Here is a 21,454-nt window from a genome sequence, read left to right as displayed (position 1 = left end):
TTTTTTGGGGTTCAAAACATCGCATGGTTTGCTATGGCGTGACGGGTGCCGGTCCGCAGTTCGTGGGGTTCTGCTTGGCAGCGGCAGGAGACGCGTCGGCAGAAATTTTTTCGTCAGTGCACGCTTGCGTCTTCGTATCCGAGTGGTCAGCCGCCTTAGCCTTGCTCAATGCGTCATTCTCGGCGGGCACTGGATCTTTTTCTTTCATTTGCACTTTCAGTTCGATTTCAACGCGACGGTCCACTGCCAGACATTCCTTCTGTTCGGGAATACTTATATTTCGCGGACATTCTGACTTGGGTTGCAAAGAACCTTGACCCAACATTTTCACGTGAACATTTTTGTCTGCGTTAAACAGATCTTTGATTTCCATATACACGCTGTTAGCGCGACGCAGGGAGAGAGCGACATTGGAATCGTTTTCCTTTAGCACTGGTAGCCTGTCGGTGTGACCAGTAATGGTGGCCGACAGTATTCTCAGATGATCGGTTTCAAGCTTGTTTCTTGTATCCGTAGCGAATTCACCCAGCCGGGCTTTTCCATCGTCGCTGATTTTGTCTACATAAATGTCAAAAAGAGTATCGGTATTGAGTGTCACGCAGGTATTGAAACTGTCGTTCTTGTTTTCTTGCGTCAATACCTTCACGCCGCTGCGATCAAGCTCGATTTTTGCAACTTTTTTATCCCATTTTTGGCTTTCGTTATTGTAGGTAAGCAACTGGACCAAGCTGCGTTCTCCCAATCCATGCCAAAGAACATTGAAGTGATGAACAATGTTGGTTTGGTTGCCGTCTTTCGTACAGCCATACACTGAAAGATTAAGCTCTTTTGCGACATCGCTTACAATTTTCTGATTGTCTTCACTTAGCACGAGGGAAACATTTTTTTGCTGCACACCAATGAAGCCAAAAGTGCCATCAATGAATTTTCCCAGAAGAGGAGGCACCAATGCTGCAGGTATGATGAACGCCAGGAAAAACACAAGCACTCTTTGCCATGTTCTTTTTCGCTTGGTAGCCGCGTCTTCACCTGGTAAGTCGGATTTCCACAAATTGATAGAAATGTGCAGCATAAAGCCGCTTGCAGCGGATGCTGCGAGTGCCGTCCAGTCAGCGAGAAGATAGGCAACGAGTCCCAGTGCGGCAAAAAATATGAAGCTGAAGATTGCAGCGAATATTTTTTCGAATCCGTTTTTTTCTTTTATTGCTGAATAGGCAAAATTAAAAGCCAGAAAGCTTGCTCCTAGCCAGTAGGAATACAAGAAGCCAAATCCTAAAGCAATAAAGATAAAGACAAGACTGTCGGCAAGATTAAGTCCGGTAGGGAAGAAGTTGATAAGAAAAGCGCAATATCCCCATGTAATGAAAATTCCAAGTGCGATGATGAGCTTGACTGAAAACGAACCGGCTTTTGCGAGATTCTCAATTAGTTCGGACACGTATATCCCTGGATATATTTATAAGGTAGTTGGATGGTTACAACTACCTTGTGGTGGATGGTGTACTTCACCACTCTTTAAAAGAAGGCGTTAGCTACGTCTTGGATCAAGTCGCCAGACTGCTTTCCAACTCAAGCAGCAACCGGTCATTTTCTTCCATCGCCTGCGCCAGACTCCGGTCAAGCCTTTCACCCACCTCGACGATTTCGCGGTCGCGGTTCACGCCTAGAGGATCAAGCCTGTCCACCAGGTAAACAACAAAAGTGCTGGCCAGCCCTGTCAGTGCGCCGACGATGACCGCAGACAAAATCGCCCCCACAGTGCCGAGCCCGGGAATCAGCAGCATTTGTTTTTCGATGACTTCTTCAAGTGCGACACCGGCAATGATCACACCTCCGGCGCAAGTGATCTTGATCGCCTCGTGTGCTGCCTGACGCAGGGTGAGTCCCTCAGGAGGCAGCAACAGTGTCTTCAGTGCCTTGAGCAACGACAGGAATCCTTCACGGAACATGCGCACAGCACGTTTGCCCGTGGTGACAAAGACGTTGATCAGGGTGGTGACCAGGTTGGCCAGTACGCCGGCCACGAAGCCTGCGCCACCGGCAGCCAGCGCCGTTTGCCATTGATTGCCGACTCGTTTGGCAACGCGCCCGAGGCGCGCGCGTAGCTCCGGGACCAACGATTCGTGGCTTCGGCCATGGCGGTACAGGTCCATCAGTTCGTCGAACGTTGCGCTGAAAAACTCGATCAGCATGACGCCGAAGGCTTGCTGAAACGCCATTTTGCCGCCTTCCTTGAGGCTGGTCCTGGCAAGGTCCGCTTTGAACTTGTCGCTTTTGTAATAGGCGTCGTTGAGTTTCTTTTCATACTCGGCACGTGCTGCCTTGTCCTTCGCCAGCAGCAGATCAGGGTTCTGCGCGATGGCTTCATGCTGTTTGAGCAGATTGAGGCGATTTTCTTCTTTAGGCGTCAGTTCGGTTTTCTCCGACAGCCGCTGCATTTCCTCCCGACGACTGACCGACTGCGTCTGCAGCTTTTCAACAAGTTCGGTGGCACTCAATTTACCTTTTGACTGGTTAAGCGCTTTCTTCGTCGGATTCAGATTGGAGTCGACATTTGCCAGTTTCGGTGCATCGAGATCGGCCAGCACTCGTCCCGGATCGGTATAAATTTCATTGGCTGAAATGGTGTGGTCGAGGTTGCGCGGATCCTGCTTCTTGTTCTGGCCGAAGGTCTCGTTTGTGTAGGCGTCCTTGAGGGTGCCCGATTGCTGAGCCAGCGTGTCTTTGGCGTTTTTGTCGGTGTAAGCCTTGTCCTTGTGAAATTTGTCCGAATCATAAGCAGGCAAGTCGGTGTACTTCCTGGCAGCAGCATCGCTGGCGTACACCTCATTCCTCGCGTTATTGATGGTGTCGACGTTGCCGCCTTTTTTATCGTAAACCGCGAGCACTCGACCCAACCCGAAAGGTACCGCAATAGCCTGCAACACCTCGCGTCTACTGTCCCCGATGAGTTGCTCGAAACGTTCCTGATTGAACGCTTGCGAGTAGCCTTTGAGCGCTTCCTGGGCTTCATCATCCGTGACGTCAAGCTCCACCGAAAAATCAGCGGCAAGAAAATCGCCCTCCAACAGCAGAGGGCTCAGGGGCTCCTCAAGCAATTGTCGAGCAAGGTCAGCCTCGGGCAACCCGACGAGGCGGGTCGCACTGGCAACCGTTGCTTGCTGGCGTTGCCGGGCTTTGAAACGTTCGATTCGATCCGTCATGGCAGTTCTCCTTTCAAGCAGCGGCAGACAACTGCGCCCATCCCGAGCGAAACGCTTTCTGCGGCTCACTCATTTCACCGTTCAGCGTCGTGACGAAATCGATGATTTCATCGAACAACGCTTGCGCCTCAATTCCGGTTTTTCGCGCTCGGATGAAAGCCTCCTTGAGCGTCGGAGGATTGCTAGCGAGCAGATTCATCGCTGCTTGAACTTTGGCGGGCAGGAAGTCGCTACCCATGCCCAGCAGGAACTCATTGATTTGCTGCTTATCCTCTTCACTGGCGCCGCCATTGCACGCGGCGCTCGCCTGTGCAACGGCTTGCATGGCAATCAGCATGCGGAAATAGGCTTCATGGCTGTCAATGCATGCCTTGGCTTTTGCGAGCGCCTCGCAGAAGCGCCTTTCCCTGACCTCACTCTTCGCCTTTTCGCGGTTCTCGCCGCGAGTTTCAGCATTTTTTTCCTTGCGCTCTTCCAGTTCTTTTTTGGCATTCCAATAGGTCGCCATCGAGGTTCCGAAGTCGGCTACATAGTCCCGGGAACTGTCGTAACCGCTGGTGATGGTTTCGCGGGTGAAATCGTAAGCATCACTCAGGACATCGCCCACTTTGTCAGCAGCGTCCACAACGGATTCAACGGCCGCGGTGTAAACGTCTGCCACAACGTCGGCGGCGTTGGAGGCGGTTTCGACAGTGGAGTTGTAGGCATCGGATACGGCATCGCCAACCTTTTCGGCTGCTTCAGTCACGACGTCAGTCACCGCATCGGCGGCATCGGAAATCGTTTCGACGGTGGCGCCATACAGATCGCCGACTTTGTCTCCAACGATGTCAGCGGCTTCTGCAACGGTCTCGCGGGTCGCATCGAATGCGCGGCCGACCGCGCTGGTGATAGAGGAGAAAATAAATGTCGTGTTGAAACTTTCTGGACAAAAGGGCTCGGGTTCGCGTCGCCAAGAATCGATAAAGGAGCCAGTTTCGGTTGGTTTGGAGGCGCGTTGTTTCATAGTAGTCCCTGACTTTGAATGAAGCGTTGCGCGATTCTCCCTGGTTGAAGGGTGATGTCAATATGCCTTCAGTTATCTTAAGAGGGATTGACACCGCCGGACTGATTTGGACCTCTGCTAGAATCGCCCCCATCAACAGCCTGAGACTCCCCCATGAGCGAGCCGATTCGTCTGACCCAATACAGCCACGGCGCCGGTTGCGGCTGCAAGATTTCCCCGCAGGTGCTGGAAGTGATTCTGGCCGGCAGCGGTGCGCAGAACCTTGATCCGAAACTGTGGGTCGGCAATGCCTCGCGCGATGACGCGGCGGTGTACGAGATCGATGCCGAGCGCGGCGTGGTGTCGACCACGGACTTTTTCATGCCGATCGTCGATGACCCGTTCGATTTCGGCCGCATTGCCGCGACCAACGCGATCAGCGACATCTATGCAATGGGCGGTGATCCGCTGATGGCCATCGCGATTCTCGGCTGGCCGGTCAATGTGCTGGCGCCGGAAGTGGCGCGTGAAGTGATTCGCGGCGGCCGTGCCGTTTGCGACGCGGCGGGCATTGCGCTGGCGGGCGGGCACTCGATCGATGCGCCGGAGCCGATCTTCGGCCTCGCCGTCACCGGACTGGTGGAAAAGCGCCACATGAAGCGCAACGACACCGCCACCGCCGGTTGCCTGTTGTACCTGACCAAACCGTTGGGCATCGGCATCCTCACCACCGCCGAGAAGAAGGGCAAATTGCGTGTCGCTGATGTCGGCGTGGCCCGCGACTGGATGTGCACCCTGAACAAACCCGGCAGCCGCTTCGGCAAACTCGCCGGTGTCACGGCAATGACCGACGTCACCGGTTTTGGCCTGCTCGGGCATCTGGTGGAAATGGCGGACGGCAGCAAGCTCACCGCACGCATTGCCTATGACCGGGTGCCGCGTCTGGACAGCGTCGAGTATTACCTCGATCAGGGCTGTGTGCCCGGCGGTACGCTGCGCAATTTCGACAGCTACGCGAGCAAGGTCGGCCGTGTGCAGGAGCTGCATAAACGCGTGCTCTGCGACCCGCAAACCAGCGGTGGTCTGCTAATCGCCGTGACGCCTGAAGGCAATGAAGAATTCCTTGCTGTCGCCGCCGAACTGGGCCTGAACCTTGCGCCAATCGGCGAACTGGTTGAGCGACAGACGAACGCAGTCGAGGTGATTTGATGCTCCGCGACTGCACTGACTACCGTGACATTTTTCTCAACGACCGGCCAATGATGGACGCCCGTGCGCCGATCGAGTTCTCCCACGGTGCGTTCCCCGGGGTAGTCAATCTGCCGCTGATGAACGACCGTGAACGCGAACAGGTTGGCACCTGTTACAAACAGCATGGGCAGCAAGCCGCGATAGCCTTGGGTGAGCGGCTGGTGTCCGCCGAGATACGGGAGCAACGCATTCAAGGCTGGGTCGAGTTTGCCCGTAACAATCCCGATGGTTATCTGTATTGTTTTCGCGGCGGCCTGCGTTCGCAGATCGTCCAGCAATGGATCAAGGATGAGGGTGGCATCGATTACCCGCGTGTCGGCGGTGGCTACAAGGCAATGCGCACGTTCCTTCTGGAGACGGTCGATCAGGCTGTGGCCGAATGCGACTTGGTCTTGCTCGGTGGTATGACTGGCACGGGCAAGACTGAGGCGCTGGTGCAGTTGAGCAATAGTCTCGATCTGGAAGGCCATGCCAATCACCGAGGCTCGAGTTTTGGCAAGCGTGCCACCGGGCAACCGACGAACATCGATTTCGAAAATCGCTTGGCCGTTGATGTGCTGAAAAAACGTGCCGGCGGGATCAGGCAATTTGTCCTGGAAGACGAGAGTCGGGTGGTCGGTAGCTGTGCTTTGCCATTGTCACTTTATCGGGGCATGCAAGCGGCGCCTCTGGTCTGGCTAGAAGACAGCCTCGACAATCGGGTCGAGCGGATCCTGCAGGATTATGTAATCGACCTGCATGCCGAGTTCGTCGCTGTGCATGGCGAGCTCGGTTTTGCTTTGTATGCGGAACGATTGATTTCCAGCCTGAACAATATTCAGCGACGACTGGGTGGCGAGCGCTATCAACGCATGTATTTGCAGATGGAAGCGGCGCTGTCCGAACAGGCGCGCAACGGTTCGGTCGAGCTCTTCCGTGAGTGGATCGGTGTATTGCTGCGCGACTATTACGACCCGATGTATGTGTTTCAGCGTGAGAAGAAGGGCGGGCGGATCGAGTTTGCCGGGGAGCGTGAGGCGGTGCTTGAGTATTTGCGTGAGCGGGTGAATCAGACGCTTTGAGGTTGTAGCGGCGGGCCCCTTCGCGAGCAGGCTCGCTCCCACATTGGATCTGCGTGAAATACAAATCCCCTGTGGGAGCGAGCCTGCTCGCGAAAGGGCCGGGCCAGGCCACACAAAACTCAGGTCGGACAGGTATCTTTGCCGTTATCCAGCCCCTGCTTGTAGCTGTGGCTTTGCAGACTGGCCTTGCCGTTGTGCCAGGTCAGGGTCAGTACATACAGCGAGTCAAAGTCGTTGCCCGCCCAGTCCTCGGTGATGTTCTGCTTCTCGCCGACTGCTTTGCCCGCCACCTTGTTGATCAACTCTGGCAGATAGCCGTGCGACCAGGCGGTGTAGATCGTCGAGTTGTGATACTTGTCTTCCAGCAGTTCGCGGGCCAGATCGCTGGTGTCATTGGCCGAAAACTCGATGTTCACCGGCAGACCGAGCTTGATCGCCGCCGGGCTGATGGTCATCAGCGGGCGGATGTAGCTGTAGGAGTTGTCCAGCTCACCTTCCTCGACATTGCGCGTCGGATTGGCGGCAAACACGTAATCGGCCTTGCCGAATTTTTCCGGCAGCAGGGTCGACAGGTCGATGGCGCGGTTCAGGCCCTGACAGTTGAGCTGACCAAGACCGCCCTCGGGTTTCTCTGCGTGGCGCAGGAACACCAGCGTCTGGGTGCCGTCCACCGGTTGCGCACGGCTTTCGCTGGACTCAAGCGACAGGAACAGCGCACTGACAGCCAGCAGGGAAGGCAGGGCCACATACGCGCGATGTTTGAAGCGTTTGGCGAAACGCATAAGGTTCGTCATGAAATAGAAAGTTCTTCAGCTGATTCAATTAAGGCTGACAAACCTTTACACCACGGGCTCCCAGCACCGGGTGTTTTCCCTGTCGTGAACGGCTTCCTTTGCAATAAAGGCATAGCTCAGAGTCCCCTGAGGGCCGTTTGGTTCGATCGTCAGAGTGCGCAGCACTCTAACGGCTATGTTCAGCGGCCTGGTGGCAGGTTAACGACAGGATGTTACGGTTCATGGAGGCGCTGGCGCAGGCTGCGATTTTTTGCAGGCTGCAAAGGCTCAAGATCAAAAGATCGCGGCCTGCGCGGCGCCTACATTATGATCAGCCCTTAATTTGTGACTGGATGCTTCCCATGACCGATCTGTCCGCGTTCCCGATCACCCAGAAATGGCCGGCGCAGTACCCAGACTGGATTCAGCTCTATTCCTTGCCGACGCCCAACGGCGTCAAAGTCTCGATCATGCTCGAAGAAATCGGCCTGCCGTACGAGCCGCACAAGGTTGCTTTCGATACCCAGGATCAGTTGTCCGCTGAGTTTCTCTCGCTGAACCCGAACAACAAGATCCCGGCGATCCTCGACCCGCACGGCCCCGGGGACCAGCCACTGCCGCTGTTCGAGTCGGGGGCGATCCTGATTTATCTGGCCGACAAAAGTAGTCAGTTGCTGGCGCAGGAAGGCGTGCTGCGCTACGAAACGATCCAGTGGCTGATGTTCCAGATGGGCGGCATCGGCCCGATGTTCGGCCAGCTCGGTTTCTTCAACAAGTTCGCCGGCAAGGACTACGAAGACAAACGTCCGCGTGATCGTTATGTCGATGAAAGCAAACGCCTGCTCAAAGTGCTCGATGGCCGGCTCGAGGGCCGTGACTGGATCATGGGCGAGCGTTACACCATTGCGGATATCGCCACGTTTCCGTGGGTGCGTAATTTGATCGGGTTTTATGAGGCCGGTGATCTGGTGGGCATCAGCAACTTCCCGAACGTTACCCGTGTGCTGGAGCGATTCCTCGCGCGTCCGGCCGTGGTTCGAGGCCTGACCATTCCTTCCTGACTAAACACAAACCCCATGTAGGAGTGAGCCTGCTCGCGATAGCGATGTGTCAGTCAACATTGATGTCGAATGACACATCGCTATCGCGAGCAGGCTCACTCCTACAAGGGAATGTGCAAAGTCCGAGGGATTATTACACCCCCGGTAATGCACTCTTGATTGATCCAGGTTTGTACGCCAGCCCCCGCAAGGCATAAGCTTCGCCCCTACGACTTTCGTCTCATCTGCCGTTTTCAGGAAAGGCCCCATGTCCAGTCAGTTCCCCGAAGCACGTCCCCGCCGTCTGCGCCGCAATGCGAGCCTGCGCAGCCTGTTCCAGGAAACCGAGTTCAGTCTGAATGATCTGGTGCTGCCGATTTTCGTCGAGGAAGAAATCGACGACTTCGTCCCGATCAAAAGCATGCCCGGTGTGATGCGCATTCCCGAGCGCAAACTGGCCAGCGAAATCGAGCGTTATGCCCGTGCTGGCATCAAGTCGGTGATGACCTTCGGCGTGTCCCACCATCTGGACAGCAACGGCAGTGACACCTGGCGCGAAGAAGGCCTGGTTTCGCGCATGTCGCGCATTGCCAAAGACGCAGTGCCGGAGATGATCGTGATGTCCGACACGTGCTTCTGCGAATACACCGATCACGGCCACTGCGGCGTGATGCACAACCATGAAGTCGACAACGACCAGACCCTGATCAACCTCGGCAAGCAAGCCGTGGCGGCGGCGCGTGCCGGTGCTGATGTGATCGCGCCGTCGGCGGCGATGGACGGTCAGGTGCGGGCGATTCGGCAGGCGCTGGATGCGGCCGGGTTCACCCAGATTCCGATCATGGCTTACTCGACCAAATTTGCTTCGGCACTCTACGGCCCGTTCCGCGAGGCCGGTGGCAGCGCGCTGAAAGGCGATCGCAAAAGCTATCAGATGAACCCGATGAACCGCCGCGAAGCCCTGCGCGAATCGCTGCTCGACGAGCAGGAAGGCGCCGACGCGCTGATGGTCAAACCGGCCGGTGCGTACCTCGACATCATCCGCGACATCCGCGAAGCCTCGAACTTGCCGTTGTCGGCGTATCAGGTCAGCGGCGAGTACGCGATGATCAAGTTCGGCGCACAGGCCGGTGCGATCGATGAGGATCGTGTGGTGCGCGAAAGCCTGGGCGCGATCAAGCGTGCGGGTGCTGATTTGATCTTCACTTACTTTGCGATGGATCTGGCATTGGCCGGGATCTGACGACCAACGTGTTACCCCTGTGGGAGCGAGCCTGCTCGCGAAAGCGGTTTATCAGCTGACATTAGTGTTGACTGACACGACGCTTTCGCGAGCAGGCTCGCTCCCACATTTGATTTGTAGTGTGTCAGGGGCAGTTGAAGTAAGGCCGGATGCCGTGATCGCGGAAGTAGCGTTCGATGACTTTCGGGTCCGCGCTGTTCTCGGCAATCGCCACATAGGTATCCGGGCGCAGCAGATAAAAGCCATTACGCCCCAACCCCGCCGTTTCAAACGCCGGGCGCCAGTCGAACACATGCAGCGGCAAATGATGTTCCTGGCACCAGGCGATCATTTCGTCGCTGGTGTCACCGTACACATGCACCTGCCAGCATGGCTGTCTGAGCGGTTCGTAATTGTCTCCCTCACCATCATGCGCCCACGGCAAGCGGTCGCCGCCGTGGACGTGGCCGGCCGCGCCCTGGCTCAACGGCATGCCGCGATAGTTGAGGGTGACCTGCGAAACGGTGCGAAAAAGGAACTCGCGACTGGCCTCGAACGAGGCCATTTTCGGAATCAGAAACGGTGCCACGCGCATGCGCAGCAGATCAGCCATACGCCCTTCGGCGGTGACGAAACTGAAGACCTTGTCGGTGGTCGACACCAGTCGACGAGCGAAGGCAATGCGTTCGGTTTCGTAGCTGTCGAGCAGGCGTGGTTCGGCTGCGCCGCTGAGCACGGCGGCGAGTTTCCACGCCAGATTAATCGCATCGCCAATGCCGGTGTTCATGCCCTGACCGCCGGCGGGGCTGTGCACATGCGCCGCGTCGCCGAGCAGAAACGCGCGGCCACTGCGAAAATGCTCGGCCACGCGGTGATGCACGCGGTAGGTAGAGAACCAGTGCACGTCTTCGATGTGCACCTTGAGATGTTCGATGGCGCGGCTGCTGACATCGGAAAATTCCAGGGTTTCGGCGCGATCCGCACGTTCGTCACGCACGGTGCCGATCAGCCTTGCGCGGCCTTCGCCAGCGAGAGGAAACACGGCGAGAAAGTCCGCCTCATCCAGATCCAGGTGCAACTCGCCGTTCATCGCCGGGCCGCTGGCCTTGACGTCGGCCACGTAGAAAATCTGCTGATAAGTGCCGCCGGGGAAACCGCTGTCGAGGGTTTTGCGCACGATTGAGCGGGCGCCGTCACAGCCGGCCAGATAACAGGCTTGGCAGATTTCCTGCTCGCCATCGGGCAGGCGCAAATGCGCGGTGAGGCCGTCGCCGGTTTCTTCGAAGCTTTCCAGCGTGGTGTCGCGTTCGACCGTGATGCCATAGTCCTCGAGACGCTCGATCAGCAGCCGTTCATGTTCATCCTGCGGGAAGATTTCGACGAACGCATAGGGCGTCAGGCCTTCGCCGATGCGGTTCAGCGGTAACTGTGCAACCGGTTTGCCGTTGACCCAGAAATTCGCTGCGGCCACCCGATGGCCGTTGCGCACCACGGTGTCGGCGAGGTCCAGTTGCCGGTACAACTCGAGGGTGCGTGCCTGCACCGCCAGCGCTCGCGAAGTGGTGCCGGGCGCGGAGGTTTTATCGATGATGCGCACGCGCACGCCGAGTTTGCTCAGCCACAGGGCCAGTACCAGTCCGGTCGGGCCGGCGCCGATGATCAGAACGTCGCTGCGGTTCATGGGCCTGTCCTCCGTTTGCTGTGCAGCAAGTATGGATCAGAAGGAGAGGGTGGCCAGTTGATCGGCCAGACGGAAAAGGCCCCGCAGCGGTGAGGCTGTGGGGCCTTTTTCGGGTGTTCGGCTGGGGGGCTTTTGCGTGGCGTAGATCCGGGCCCCTCACCCCAGCCCTCTCCCGAGGGAGAGGGAGAGGGAGAGGGAGCCGATTTGTGTGTTTTTTAAGACCTGAGTTCGACTCGATATTTCAGGTCGGTGTAACTTGCAAGAACACCACGGTCAGTCCCCTCTCCCTCTGGGAGAGGGCTAGGGTGAGGGGCTTTTCAGCTTTAAAAATCAATGGTGCCGGACAACTTGGCAACCCGCGGCTCACCCTGAGTCAGATACCCACCCTGAGCCGATTCCCAGTACTTCTTGTTCGCCAGATTCTCCACGCCCAGACGCACGGTCACGTCCTTCTCCGACACCTTGAACGCATAACGCGCACCGGCATCGAAGCGGTTCCAGGTCGGCAGGCTGAGGTTGTTCGCCGCGTCAGCGTATTGACCGCCGGTGCGCAGCATCCGCGCATTCAGCGCTACGCCTTGCAGGCCCGGCACGTCCCAATCCGCACCAGCGTTGAACTGGAAGGTCGGCACGCCGATCGCACGATTGCCGTCGTTCGCGCCGTTGAGGGTGTTCTTCAGCTCGGTGTCCATCAGGGTCAGGCCGCTGATCAGGCGCAGGCCCTGGATCGGCTCGCCGAACACGTTCATTTCCACGCCTTTGTTGATCTGTTCGCCTTCACGTACGTAGGTGCAGGTGGTGGCGCTGTCGATTTCGCAGTAACCATCGCTTGGCTGTTCGATGCGATAGACACCCAGGCTCGCGCCGTAAGTGCCCATGTCGACTTTCACCCCGGCCTCGGTTTGCTTGGAGCGGGCCGGTGCGTAAACCTCGTTGCCGTTGGTCACACGGAAACCACCGGAGCTGGTCGGCGAGGTCGGACCCTGGGCCAGGCCTTCGATGTGGTTGGCGTAGAACGACACATGTTCCCATGGCTTGAACACCACGCCGTACACCGGCGTAGTGATCGACTCGTCGTAGCTCGAGGAGCGCGGGCCGCTGCCATAACTGGCGTAGCTGTAACCTTGGACCACCAGTTGCTGACGGCGCAGGCCGGCGGTGACCAGCAGGCGATCATCGAAGAAACCGAGGGTGTCGGAAATCGCGATGCTGCGGTTGAAGGTCTTGCCGACGATCCCCGGATCATTCAAGTCGCCACCGGCAAAGTTGCCCACCGGCGACGGCGTCTGCACCGGGTGGTAGATGTTGTTGGCGTATTGGGTCAGGTCGAAGTCATAGGCACTGCGCTGTTCGGCCCAGATACCGGTCAACCCGAAATTGACCTTGTGACTGATCGCGCCGGTATTGAATTTGCCGTTGAGGCCAGCCATGACGCTGGTGTTGTCTTCATCGTGGGGGACGAACGAACCCGTGGTGAACGACGCGCCGCTGTTGCCAACCAAAGTGGTCGAGTTGTAGCGCCCGACTTCGCGGGTGTGCTTGGCGCCGCCGGCCGCGTAGGCGGTCCAGTTGTCGTTCAGGTCGTACTCGGCGCGAAGCATGCCGAAGGTGTCTTCGATGTCGGTGTAGCCCCACTTCGGCGCGTAGTTGGTGTCGGCTGACGGCGCATCCGGGATGTGCGTGGCGGTGCCGAGGTTGACCGAGCTGCGGCCACCGTTGACGCGCTCTTTCTGGTAGGCGAAGTCGCCGGAGATGCGCAGGGCGTCACCGCGATAGTCGAGGCCGATGGCAAACAGTTTCGAGCGTTGATTCTCGTGATCGATACCGGTGTCGCCTTCACGCTGGGACAGGTTGATCCGGGCGCCAAAGCGGTTGTCTTCACCGAAACGCTGGCCGATGTCGAAGTGATGACCGATACGGCCTTCGCTGTTGATATCGGTGGTGTAACGCCGCAGCGGCACGTCGCCGGCGCGTTTCGGTTGCAGGTTGACGCCACCGCCGATGCCGGAACCGGTCGGGGTCACGCCGTTGATAAAGGCATTGGGGCCTTTGAACACCTCCACGCGCTCCAGGGCGTCGGTGGAAATGATCTGCCGTGGCAGCACGCCGTACAGGCCGTTATAGGAAATGTCATCGCCGTTCAGCGGCAGGCCACGGATCATGAAGACTTGCGCCTGGTTGGAGAAACCCGAGGCCTGACGCACCGACGAATCGTTGAGCAGCACGTCGGCGACGTTTTCGGCCTGCTGATCCTGAATCAATTGCTCAGTGTAGGAGGCGGCGCTGAACGGCACGTCCATCATGTCCTGATTGCCGAGCACGCCGAGTTGCCCACCGCGGGCTACTTGGCCACCCGCGTAAACCGGGAGCAGGGCGTTGGGCGTCGGGGCCTGGGCATTGACGTTGACGTCGTCCAGCACCAGCGCCTTGTTATCGCCTTCGGCGGCGTGAGCGGTGACAGTCAGGGAGCACAGCAGGGCGAGAAGCGTCGGGCGAAACGGGACGGCGAGTCGAGCTGGAGCGGGCATGTAGATACCTGGAGGCGCACGGCCGGTGAGAAAAATAAGGGCGGCGCGGGAACTCCTTGCGCAAATGCGACTCCAGGCACAAATGATAGATTTTCTCAGTAACGTTTTGCAATCAGTTTGTCATCAGTCGTCGATAGCTCTATTTCGGGGTAATTGGCGATACAGGGGAACAGGGCCAGAACACCGCAGTCCTAGCCTGCGCCACACCATTGAACGTATGGTGAACCCGGCACAACGGACTGGATGAAGTTTCATGCACAACTTTCGATTACCGATCTCGCTCGCCGCACTGCTGGTGCTCGCCGGTTGCGCGGGGCAGCGCGGCCAGGAACCGGTGCCCCGTGCGCCCGCTGAGGTGAAGGCCGAGATCGTGCGGCTGATGCCGGCCAAGACTGCAGATCGCCAAGGCTGGGCCACCGATATCTATGCAGCATTCGCCGCGCAGAACATCAGCCCGACCACGCAAAACCTCTGCTCGGTGCTGGCCGTTGCCGAGCAGGAATCCACCTTCCAGGCTGACCCCACGGTACCCGGCCTGGGCAAAATCGCCCGCGACGAAATCGATCGCCGCGCCGCCAAAGTGCATATTCCCAGCCTGTTGGTCAGCGGCGCTCTGCAAGTGCGTTCAACCAACGGCAAGACCTACAGCGAACGCCTGAATGCGGCGCGCAGTGAAAAAGAACTCAGCGCGATCTTCGACGACTTTATCGGTCGTGTGCCGATGGGCCGCACACTGTTCGGCGGCTTCAACCCGGTGCACACGGGCGGGCCGATGCAGGTCAGCATTGAATTTGCCGAACAGCACGCCAAAGACTATCCATACCCGGTAGACGGTACGATTCGCCGCGAAGTGTTCAGCCGCCGTGGTGGCATGTATTTCGGCATCGCGCATTTGCTCGGTTATCCGGTGAGTTATCGCGAGCCGCTGTACCGATTTGCTGATTTCAATGCCGGCTGGTACGCCAGTCGCAACGCGGCATTTCAAAACGCGGTGAGCCGCGCCTCCGGTATTCCGCTGGCACTCGATGGCGACCTGATCCGCTACGACTCGATCATGCCCGGCGGCACGGAACTGGCGGTGCGCACCCTCGGCAAGTCATTGGGCATGCGCAACCCGACCATTCGCGATCAGCTGGAGAAGGGCAAAACCGTGGAATTCGAAGAGACCAGACTCTATCAGCGGGTGTTTGAACTGGCGGAGCAAGCGGAGGGGAAAAAACTGCCGCGTGCGGTGTTGCCGGGGATCGTGCTGCAGAGCCCGAAGATCACCCGAAAACTCACCACAGCCTGGTTCGCCAAGCGCGTGGACGAGCGCTACAAGCGCTGCATGGCCAAGGCGAGATAAAACACACAGACATAAAAAACCCGGCCAGGGCAGCCGGGTTTTTCTGGGGTGTTGCGCTTACAGCCAATCATCAGGCAACGCGACGTTCGATCAGACGATCCGAACCACCTTCGGCAACGCGACGTTCGATCAGACGATCCGAACCACCTTCGGCAACGCGACGTTCGATCAGACGATCCGAACCACCTTCAGCAACGCGACGTTCGATCAGACGATCCGAACCACCTTCGGCAACGCGACGTTCGATCAGACGATCCGAACCACCTTCGGCAACGCGACGTTCGATCAGACGATCCGACCCGCCTTCAGCCACACGGCTTTCGATCAGTTTGTCCGAGCCGCCTTCGGCGATCAGGGTGTGGGCCGGGGTAGCGGCGAAAGCGTTGATAGCGAAGACCGAGAAAGCGATACCGAGAAGAGTCTGGCGTTTCATGATTGTGTGCTCCGGGGTGTTGTTGGTTGGTATGGAGCAGATGTTACGCCCGGGATTTTTTATGAGAACTTCATTGCCGTGATGGTGAACATCGATGCCGATGATGGTAGCCAGGAGCCGCAGAGCAGAGCCTTACAGCACCTTCACCGCGCGCCCGATCGCCTGAATCGGCCCGGTCGGTTTGCCGATCGGCGAGCCATTGGCGCCCTCAAGTGTCAGCTCGAACAGCTGATTGGGTTGCAGCGGCGGCAGCTTGTCCAGCGGCACCGATAAAGCTTCGCCTGGCTTGACCAGCCCCAGCGACACCGGCCCTTGCCAGCCGTCAGCCTTGGTCCAGAATTCCAGTGCCTTGTCGGCTGGCACTTCGACCACACCGAGCGGAATCAGCTGAATCTCGTGCGAATTGCTCGCCTGAATCACCCAGCCCGGGGCTTTGTCTTGCGGCGCGACCAATACCACTAGATAACTCGGTTTCGGCGTGGTCTGAGTCAGCAGGACCGAGCCCAAAATCAATGTGGCGGCCAGTCCGGCCGCACTCAACCCGCGCCAGAGTGGCAGCAGATTCCACCATGAGGTCGATGACGTTTTTGGCGCGAATCGTTCAAGGCTGCGTTCGATCCGTGGCCACAACAGCGCCGAGGGTTGTTGCACGGGCGCCAGCTCGGTCAGCTCCAGCAGACGCCGTTCCCAGGCATCCACCGCTGCACGCAATTCAGGATCATTCGGCAAGCGTCGTTGCACCTCGATCCGTTGTTCAAAAGAAAGCGTACCGAGCACATATTCGCTGGCCAATTCATCGCGGTCTTGCGCTGATTCGCTGGTCATCCCATGCACTCCCGCAATGCGTTGAGGCTGCGTTTGATCCACGCTTTGACCGTGCCCAGCGGCGTGTCTAAACGCGTGGCAATCTGCGCGTGGCTGTAGCCGTCGACATAGGCATGCAGGATGCAGTGGCGGCGTTGTGGCTCGAGTTGTTCGAGGCAACGATGAATGCGTGCCGAATGCGCATGGGCCTCGAAGTCGTCTGCATCCCCGACTGTTTCGTGCTCAACCTCGAGCGACGTTTCACGACCCTGATCTCGCAGCAGATTCAGCGCCAGATGCCGGGTCACACTGAACATCCAGCCACGCGCCGAACCGCGCGCCGGGTCGAAACCCGCCGCGCCGTTCCAGATCTTGATGAACGCCTCATGAACGATGTCCTCCGCCAGCGCCGTATCGCGCACCAGCCGTTTGGCCACGCCGAGCAGACGCGAGCCTTCCTGCACATACAAATCGCGCAGGGCCGCGCGCTCGCCTCGGGCACAGGCTGCGAGGCGGGCTTCGTAATCGAATGTGGATTCGGCTAAAGGCATGTCGTGCAATCTAGCTTACATTCCGCAAACATCCACACAATCCAGTTCCACCCTGTGGGAGCGAGCCTGCTCGCGAAGGCGGCGTGTCAGCCGATACATCCTTCTCTGACCCACCGCCTTCGCGAGCAGGCTCGCTCCCACCTTGGATCTCGGTAAGTCCGGAGATCAGTTCGCCGCCCAGAAAATGTAGTCGGCCTGATATTTCACCACTTCCTGCTTGCCCTTGTTCGCCGCTGTGCATTCGCTGCCCGGCGCCACGCCGCCCTTGAGTGCGACACGCTGGATGTAACTCACGCCACTCATCGCGCCTTTGCCTTCTGCGGGATTGGCCTTGACCAGTTGATAGGGCAGGTTGCCCGGGCTTGATGGCGCCACGGCCAATTGCGTGCCGGTGACTTTCGAACCGTCCTTGGCTTGCCAGGTGGCGGGCGGGCCAAAGTAGGTGCCAACCTGCTTGCCACTGCGATCATTGAGCACCGCTTTCGGGCCGACAAACGTCCACTCGGTCTGTCCGGGGGTATTGGCTTTGTCACGGCATTCGTAGGTGATCTCGCCGACGCCGGTGGTTTCCATCGCAATCTTGTGGCCGTCCGGGACTTTGATCGCGTCGGGATAACTGGTTTGGGCGAAGGTTGTCGAGGACAGGGCGAGCAAACCGGTGAGGCCAATCAGCTGGGTGATGTTCATCAGTGTTATCTCCGAAAAGGGTAGACCGCTGACAGCCGAAGAGGGCTGTTACAAGGACTACCCGTGGTGGAGGCGTTTGGATGCAGTGCCTGAAAAATAAATTTCAAACCCGACGATAACCCCTGTGGGAGCGAGCCTGCTCGCGAAGGCGTCGGGTCAGCCAGCACTTATGTGACTGACACACCGTATTCGCGAGCAGGCTCGCTCCCACAGGGATTTTTATCGGGCTTGAGGCCGGAGGCGTTCAGGAGTTCCTGGGTGTAGGGATGTTGCGGCGCGGCGAAAATCTCGCGCGACGAACCCTGCTCAACCACCTTGCCATCCTTGATCACCATCAAGTCATGCGCCAACGCATGCACCACCGCCAGATCATGGCTGATAAACAGATACGTCAGCCCATGCCTGACCTGCAATTGCCGCAACAACTCGACGACCTGCTTCTGCACCGTGCGATCCAGCGCCGAGGTCGGCTCATCGAGCAGAATCAGCGCCGGTTCCAGCACCAGTGCGCGGGCGATGGAAATACGCTGGCGCTGCCCACCGGAAAATTCGTGGGGATAACGATGCCGGCTCTGCGGGTCGAGGCCGACTTCCTCCAATACGCGAATCACCGCCGCCTCACGCTCGGCTTCAGTGCCGATGCCATGGGTCAGCAACCCCTCGGCAATGATCTGCTGCACCGACATCCGTGGGCTGAGGCTGCCGAACGGGTCCTGGAACACCACCTGAATCTGCCGGCGCAACGGTCGCATCAAGCGCTGATTGAGCAGGCTCAGTTGCTTGTTGCCGAAGCGGATATTGCCCTCGGATTCGACCAGTCGCAGGATCGCCTGACCCAGCGTCGACTTGCCTGAACCCGACTCGCCAACAATGCCCAAGGTCTTGCCCCGTTGCAGGGTGAAACTCACGCCGTCCACCGCTTTGATGTAATCCTGCTGGCGACTGAACAACGCCTTGGGCAGTGGAAACCACACCTTCAAATCATCGACTTCAAGCAAGTTGTGCTCGTACTCACTGGGCACCGGCGCGCCGCTGGGTTCCGCCTCTATCAACAAGCGACTGTAAGGATGCTGCGGCGCACCAAACAGCGTTTCGCAATCGGCCTGCTCGACGATCTCGCCATGGCGCATCACGCACACCCTTTGCGCAATGCGCCGCACCAGATTGAGGTCATGGCTGATCAGCAACAGCGACATGCCAAGGCGTTGCTGCAACTCGATCAGCAGCTCAAGAATCTTCTGCTGCACCGTGACATCCAGCGCCGTGGTCGGCTCATCGGCGATCAACAGTTCCGGCTCGTTGGCCAGCGCCATGGCAATCATCACCCGTTGCCGCTGCCCGCCCGAAAGCTGATGCGGATAGGCTTTCAAGCGCTGCAACGGCTGGCGGATGCCCACCAGCTCCAGCAGCTCCAACGTCCGCTCACGTGCCGCGCGCCCCTTCAAACCTTTGTGAATCTCCAGCACTTCGCTCACCTGCTTTTCCACCGTGTGCAACGGATTGAGCGAAGTCATCGGTTCCTGAAAAATCATCGCAATGCGGTTGCCGCGCAAGCCGCGCATCTGCTGCTCGCTGGCGTGCAATAAATCCACGCCGTTATAGCGGATCGCGCCGCTGCTGCTGACGTTCTTGCCCGGCAACAAACGCAGAATCGAATGCGCGGTCACCGACTTGCCCGAGCCGGACTCTCCGACCAGTGCCAGGCATTCGCCACGGCGAATATCCAGGTTCAATCCGTGCACCACTTCCTGCCCGGCGAATGCGACGCGCAGATCGCGAATTTCAATCAGGTTGTCGTTCATGTCAGCTCCGGGGATCAAATGCATCACGGCAAGCCTCACCGATGAAAACCAGCAAAGACAAAATCAGCGCCAGGGCAAAAAACGCCGTCAGCCCCAGCCACGGCGCTTGCAGATTGCGCTTGGCCTGACCGATCAATTCGCCCAGCGATGCAGTACCGGCCGGCATGCCGAAGCCAAGAAAATCCAGCGCAGTCAGCGTCGCAATCGCGCCAGTCAGAATGAACGGCAGGTAGGTGAGGGTGGAGGTCATCGCGTTGGGCAGGATGTGCCGGCACATCAGCTCGTTGTCGGTAAGGCCCAGCGCTCGCGCGGCTTTGACGTATTCCAGATTGCGTCCACGCAGAAACTCGGCGCGCACCACATCGACCAGCGCCAGCCAGGAAAACAGCGCCATGATCCCCAGCAGCCACCAGAAACTCGGCGAGACAAACCCGGACAAAATGATCAGCAGGTACAGCACCGGCAACCCCGACCAGATCTCCAGCACCCGTTGCCCGAGCAAGTCGACCCAACCGCCGTAATAACCCTGCAACGCCCCGGCAACGATGCCGATCAACGCACTGATACCCGTGAGGATCAGCGCAAACAGAATCGAAATCCGCGTGCCGAAAATCACCCGCGCCAACACGTCGCGCGCCTGATCGTCGGTGCCCAGCCAATTGCTCGATGACGGCGGACTCGGCGCCGGTTCACTGAGGTCGTAATTGACCGTGTCATAGCTGAACGGGATCGGCGGAAACAACATCCAGCCGCCCTGATCCTCAATCAGCTTGTGAACATAGCTGCTGGCGTAATCCGGCTGAAACGGCAGCTCGCCACCGAAATCGGTTTCCAGGTAATCGCTGAGGATCGGGAAGTAAAAGGCGTCGTGGTAACGGATCACCAACGGCTTGTCGTTGGCGATCAACTCACCGCCCAGACAAATCAGGCACAGACCGATAAACAGCCACAGCGACCAGCGCCCGCGCCGATTGGCCTTGAACTGCGCAACGCGACGTTGACCAAGGGGAGAAAGAGTGAACATCAGGCAGTCCTCGCCGAGAAGTCGATGCGCGGGTCGAGCAGGGTGTAGCAAAGGTCGCCGATCAGCTTGATCAACAGGCCGAACAGGGTGAACAGGAACAACGCACCGAACACCACCGGGTAATCCCGCGACACTGCTGCCTCGTAACTCATGCGCCCGAGGCCGTCGAGGTTGAAGATGGTTTCGATCAGCAGGGAACCGGCGAAAAACACCTCGATCAGTGCCGACGGCACACCGGCCACCACCAACAACATGGCGTTGCGAAACACGTGGCCGTAGAGCACGCGCCTCTCGGTCAGACCCTTGGCCCGCGCGGTGATCACGTACTGGCGGCTGATCTCGTTGAGAAAGCTGTTCTTGGTCAGGATCGTTAGCGTGGCAAAGCCGCCAATCACCAGCGCCGTCACCGGCAACACCAGGTGCCAGAGGTAGTCGCCGACCTTGCCCAGCGTGCTCAGGCTGTCGAAGTTATCCGACACCAGCCCCTGCACCGGAAACCAGTTGACGTAGCTGCCACCGGCAAACACCACGATCAACAGAATCGCGAACAGGAACGCCGGCATCGCGTAGCCGATGATGATCGCCGTGCTGCTCCAGACATCGAAGGCGCTGCCGTTCCTGATCGCTTTGCGAATGCCCAGCGGAATGGAAATCAGGTAGGTGATCAACGTCGCCCACAAGCCCAGCGACAGCGATACCGGCAACTTCTGCACAATCAGATCGGTGACCTTGGCGCCGCGAAAGAAACTGCTGCCCAGATCCAGCTGCGCGTAGTTTTTCAGCATCAGCCACAGGCGTTCGTGCAGCGGTTTGTCGAAGCCGTAGTGGTGTTTGATCTCCTCGATCAGCGCCGGGTCGAGGCCACGGCTGCTGCGACCCGCGCCGCCAACCGCAGCAACCTCGCCACCGCCGCCCATGCTGTGACCGCCGAAACCTTGCAAACGAGCGATGGCTTGCTCCACCGGCCCACCCGGCGCGGCCTGCACGATGAGAAAATTCACCACCAGAATGCACAACAGCGTCGGGATGATCAGCAGCAAACGTCGACTCAGATAACGCAGCAT

The 21,454-nt window shown here is 58.5% G+C and carries 18 protein-coding genes; 5 read left to right on the top strand and 13 right to left on the bottom strand.

Annotation, left to right across the window (positions count from 1 at the left end; genetic code table 11):
* Positions 1-31 precede the first annotated feature (31 nt).
* The 3 genes from PspS49_RS19525 to PspS49_RS19515 form a co-directional block, all read right to left on the bottom strand.
* Positions 32-1,438, bottom strand: a complete 1,407-nt coding sequence (locus tag PspS49_RS19525; RefSeq protein ID WP_160041105.1) for a hypothetical protein — start codon at positions 1,436-1,438, stop codon at positions 32-34.
* Positions 1,439-1,544: 106 nt separating this feature from the next.
* Positions 1,545-3,203, bottom strand: a complete 1,659-nt coding sequence (locus tag PspS49_RS19520; protein ID WP_160041103.1) for a lactate permease — start codon at positions 3,201-3,203, stop codon at positions 1,545-1,547.
* Between the two features lie 13 nt (positions 3,204-3,216).
* A complete protein-coding gene (locus PspS49_RS19515) occupies positions 3,217-4,209 on the bottom strand; it encodes a hypothetical protein (RefSeq protein WP_127929059.1) in 993 nt (330 codons plus the stop codon).
* Positions 4,210-4,362: 153 nt separating this feature from the next.
* On the opposite strand from PspS49_RS19515, the gene selD reads away from it, so the two are divergent.
* Both selD and mnmH read left to right on the top strand, forming a co-directional pair.
* Entirely contained in the window at positions 4,363-5,397 is a 1,035-nt protein-coding gene (gene selD / locus PspS49_RS19510) for a selenide, water dikinase SelD (RefSeq protein ID WP_150775140.1), read from the top strand.
* Positions 5,397-6,500 (top strand): tRNA 2-selenouridine(34) synthase MnmH, encoded by a 1,104-nt coding sequence (mnmH, locus tag PspS49_RS19505; protein ID WP_160041101.1) that lies wholly within the window; start codon positions 5,397-5,399, stop codon positions 6,498-6,500. Before selD ends, mnmH begins: the two co-directional genes overlap by 1 nt.
* Positions 6,501-6,619: 119 nt before the next feature.
* On the opposite strand, the gene PspS49_RS19500 is transcribed toward mnmH, so the two are convergent.
* Positions 6,620-7,294, bottom strand: coding sequence for a histidine phosphatase family protein (locus PspS49_RS19500; RefSeq protein ID WP_150651608.1), 675 nt, complete (start codon positions 7,292-7,294; stop codon positions 6,620-6,622).
* Positions 7,295-7,635: 341 nt separating this feature from the next.
* Here PspS49_RS19500 and PspS49_RS19495 point away from each other — a divergent pair, with 341 nt between their 5' ends.
* The gene (locus tag PspS49_RS19495; protein WP_160041099.1) at positions 7,636-8,334 is read left to right on the top strand and encodes a glutathione binding-like protein; all 699 of its coding nucleotides are present in this window, start codon (positions 7,636-7,638) and stop codon (positions 8,332-8,334) included.
* Positions 8,335-8,581: 247 nt separating this feature from the next.
* Positions 8,582-9,556 (top strand): porphobilinogen synthase, encoded by a 975-nt coding sequence (gene hemB / locus PspS49_RS19490; RefSeq protein WP_127929055.1) that lies wholly within the window; start codon positions 8,582-8,584, stop codon positions 9,554-9,556.
* Between the two features lie 124 nt (positions 9,557-9,680).
* Here the strand turns inward: hemB and PspS49_RS19485 are convergent, their stop codons facing one another.
* Together PspS49_RS19485 and PspS49_RS19480 are read right to left on the bottom strand one after the other, a co-directional pair.
* Positions 9,681-11,216, bottom strand: a complete 1,536-nt coding sequence (locus PspS49_RS19485; protein ID WP_160041097.1) for an FAD-dependent oxidoreductase — start codon at positions 11,214-11,216, stop codon at positions 9,681-9,683.
* Between the two features lie 323 nt (positions 11,217-11,539).
* Complete coding sequence (locus PspS49_RS19480) at positions 11,540-13,744, bottom strand: TonB-dependent siderophore receptor (protein WP_160041095.1); 2,205 nt, start codon at positions 13,742-13,744, stop codon at positions 11,540-11,542.
* A gap of 253 nt (positions 13,745-13,997) precedes the next feature.
* On the opposite strand from PspS49_RS19480, the gene PspS49_RS19475 reads away from it, so the two are divergent.
* On the top strand, positions 13,998-15,089 hold the full coding sequence (locus PspS49_RS19475; protein WP_127929052.1) for a DUF1615 domain-containing protein: 1,092 nt from the start codon (positions 13,998-14,000) through the stop codon (positions 15,087-15,089).
* A gap of 70 nt (positions 15,090-15,159) precedes the next feature.
* Here the strand turns inward: PspS49_RS19475 and PspS49_RS19470 are convergent, their stop codons facing one another.
* From PspS49_RS19470 to yejB, 7 genes are all read right to left on the bottom strand, one after another.
* Complete coding sequence (locus tag PspS49_RS19470; protein WP_160041093.1) at positions 15,160-15,522, bottom strand: hypothetical protein; 363 nt, start codon at positions 15,520-15,522, stop codon at positions 15,160-15,162.
* Between the two features lie 132 nt (positions 15,523-15,654).
* Positions 15,655-16,347, bottom strand: coding sequence for an anti-sigma factor (locus PspS49_RS19465; RefSeq protein ID WP_160041091.1), 693 nt, complete (start codon positions 16,345-16,347; stop codon positions 15,655-15,657).
* Positions 16,344-16,877, bottom strand: coding sequence for a sigma-70 family RNA polymerase sigma factor (locus PspS49_RS19460; RefSeq protein WP_160041089.1), 534 nt, complete (start codon positions 16,875-16,877; stop codon positions 16,344-16,346). Before PspS49_RS19460 ends, PspS49_RS19465 begins: the two co-directional genes overlap by 4 nt.
* 165 nt (positions 16,878-17,042) lie before the next feature.
* A complete protein-coding gene (locus tag PspS49_RS19455) occupies positions 17,043-17,564 on the bottom strand; it encodes a DUF3455 domain-containing protein (protein WP_160041087.1) in 522 nt (173 codons plus the stop codon).
* Between the two features lie 167 nt (positions 17,565-17,731).
* Positions 17,732-19,366: an ABC transporter ATP-binding protein gene (locus tag PspS49_RS19450; protein WP_160041085.1), complete on the bottom strand. Its 1,635-nt coding sequence runs from the start codon at positions 19,364-19,366 to the stop codon at positions 17,732-17,734.
* Position 19,367: 1 nt separating this feature from the next.
* Positions 19,368-20,390, bottom strand: a complete 1,023-nt coding sequence (locus PspS49_RS19445) for an ABC transporter permease (protein WP_077573741.1) — start codon at positions 20,388-20,390, stop codon at positions 19,368-19,370.
* A complete protein-coding gene (yejB, locus tag PspS49_RS19440) occupies positions 20,390-21,454 on the bottom strand; it encodes a microcin C ABC transporter permease YejB (protein ID WP_160041083.1) in 1,065 nt (354 codons plus the stop codon). The genes PspS49_RS19445 and yejB overlap by 1 nt, the downstream gene beginning before the upstream one ends.

Origin of the sequence: Pseudomonas sp. S49, assembly GCF_009866785.1 — a bacterium.
GTDB lineage: Bacteria > Pseudomonadota > Gammaproteobacteria > Pseudomonadales > Pseudomonadaceae > Aquipseudomonas.
The sequence above is the reverse complement of the archived record's forward strand: the minus strand, read 5'-3'. Positions and strand labels throughout refer to the sequence as shown.

What these genes read in the sequence shown, in the direction of transcription:
- PspS49_RS19520 (WP_160041103.1), bottom strand. Translation starts at nt 3,203, where the DNA reads ATGACGGATCGAATCGAACGTTTCAAAGCCCGGCAACGCCAGCAAGCA.
- PspS49_RS19495 (WP_160041099.1), top strand. Translation starts at nt 7,636, where the DNA reads ATGACCGATCTGTCCGCGTTCCCGATCACCCAGAAATGGCCGGCGCAG.
- PspS49_RS19480 (WP_160041095.1), bottom strand. Translation starts at nt 13,744, where the DNA reads ATGCCCGCTCCAGCTCGACTCGCCGTCCCGTTTCGCCCGACGCTTCTC.
- PspS49_RS19445 (WP_077573741.1), bottom strand. Translation starts at nt 20,390, where the DNA reads ATGTTCACTCTTTCTCCCCTTGGTCAACGTCGCGTTGCGCAGTTCAAG.
- mnmH (WP_160041101.1), top strand. Translation starts at nt 5,397, where the DNA reads ATGCTCCGCGACTGCACTGACTACCGTGACATTTTTCTCAACGACCGG.
- yejB (WP_160041083.1), bottom strand. Translation starts at nt 21,454, where the DNA reads ATGCTGCGTTATCTGAGTCGACGTTTGCTGCTGATCATCCCGACGCTG.
- PspS49_RS19460 (WP_160041089.1), bottom strand. Translation starts at nt 16,877, where the DNA reads ATGCCTTTAGCCGAATCCACATTCGATTACGAAGCCCGCCTCGCAGCC.
- selD (WP_150775140.1), top strand. Translation starts at nt 4,363, where the DNA reads ATGAGCGAGCCGATTCGTCTGACCCAATACAGCCACGGCGCCGGTTGC.
- PspS49_RS19455 (WP_160041087.1), bottom strand. Translation starts at nt 17,564, where the DNA reads ATGAACATCACCCAGCTGATTGGCCTCACCGGTTTGCTCGCCCTGTCC.
- PspS49_RS19465 (WP_160041091.1), bottom strand. Translation starts at nt 16,347, where the DNA reads ATGACCAGCGAATCAGCGCAAGACCGCGATGAATTGGCCAGCGAATAT.
- hemB (WP_127929055.1), top strand. Translation starts at nt 8,582, where the DNA reads ATGTCCAGTCAGTTCCCCGAAGCACGTCCCCGCCGTCTGCGCCGCAAT.
- PspS49_RS19475 (WP_127929052.1), top strand. Translation starts at nt 13,998, where the DNA reads ATGCACAACTTTCGATTACCGATCTCGCTCGCCGCACTGCTGGTGCTC.
- PspS49_RS19470 (WP_160041093.1), bottom strand. Translation starts at nt 15,522, where the DNA reads ATGAAACGCCAGACTCTTCTCGGTATCGCTTTCTCGGTCTTCGCTATC.
- PspS49_RS19515 (WP_127929059.1), bottom strand. Translation starts at nt 4,209, where the DNA reads ATGAAACAACGCGCCTCCAAACCAACCGAAACTGGCTCCTTTATCGAT.
- PspS49_RS19450 (WP_160041085.1), bottom strand. Translation starts at nt 19,366, where the DNA reads ATGAACGACAACCTGATTGAAATTCGCGATCTGCGCGTCGCATTCGCC.
- PspS49_RS19500 (WP_150651608.1), bottom strand. Translation starts at nt 7,294, where the DNA reads ATGACGAACCTTATGCGTTTCGCCAAACGCTTCAAACATCGCGCGTAT.
- PspS49_RS19485 (WP_160041097.1), bottom strand. Translation starts at nt 11,216, where the DNA reads ATGAACCGCAGCGACGTTCTGATCATCGGCGCCGGCCCGACCGGACTG.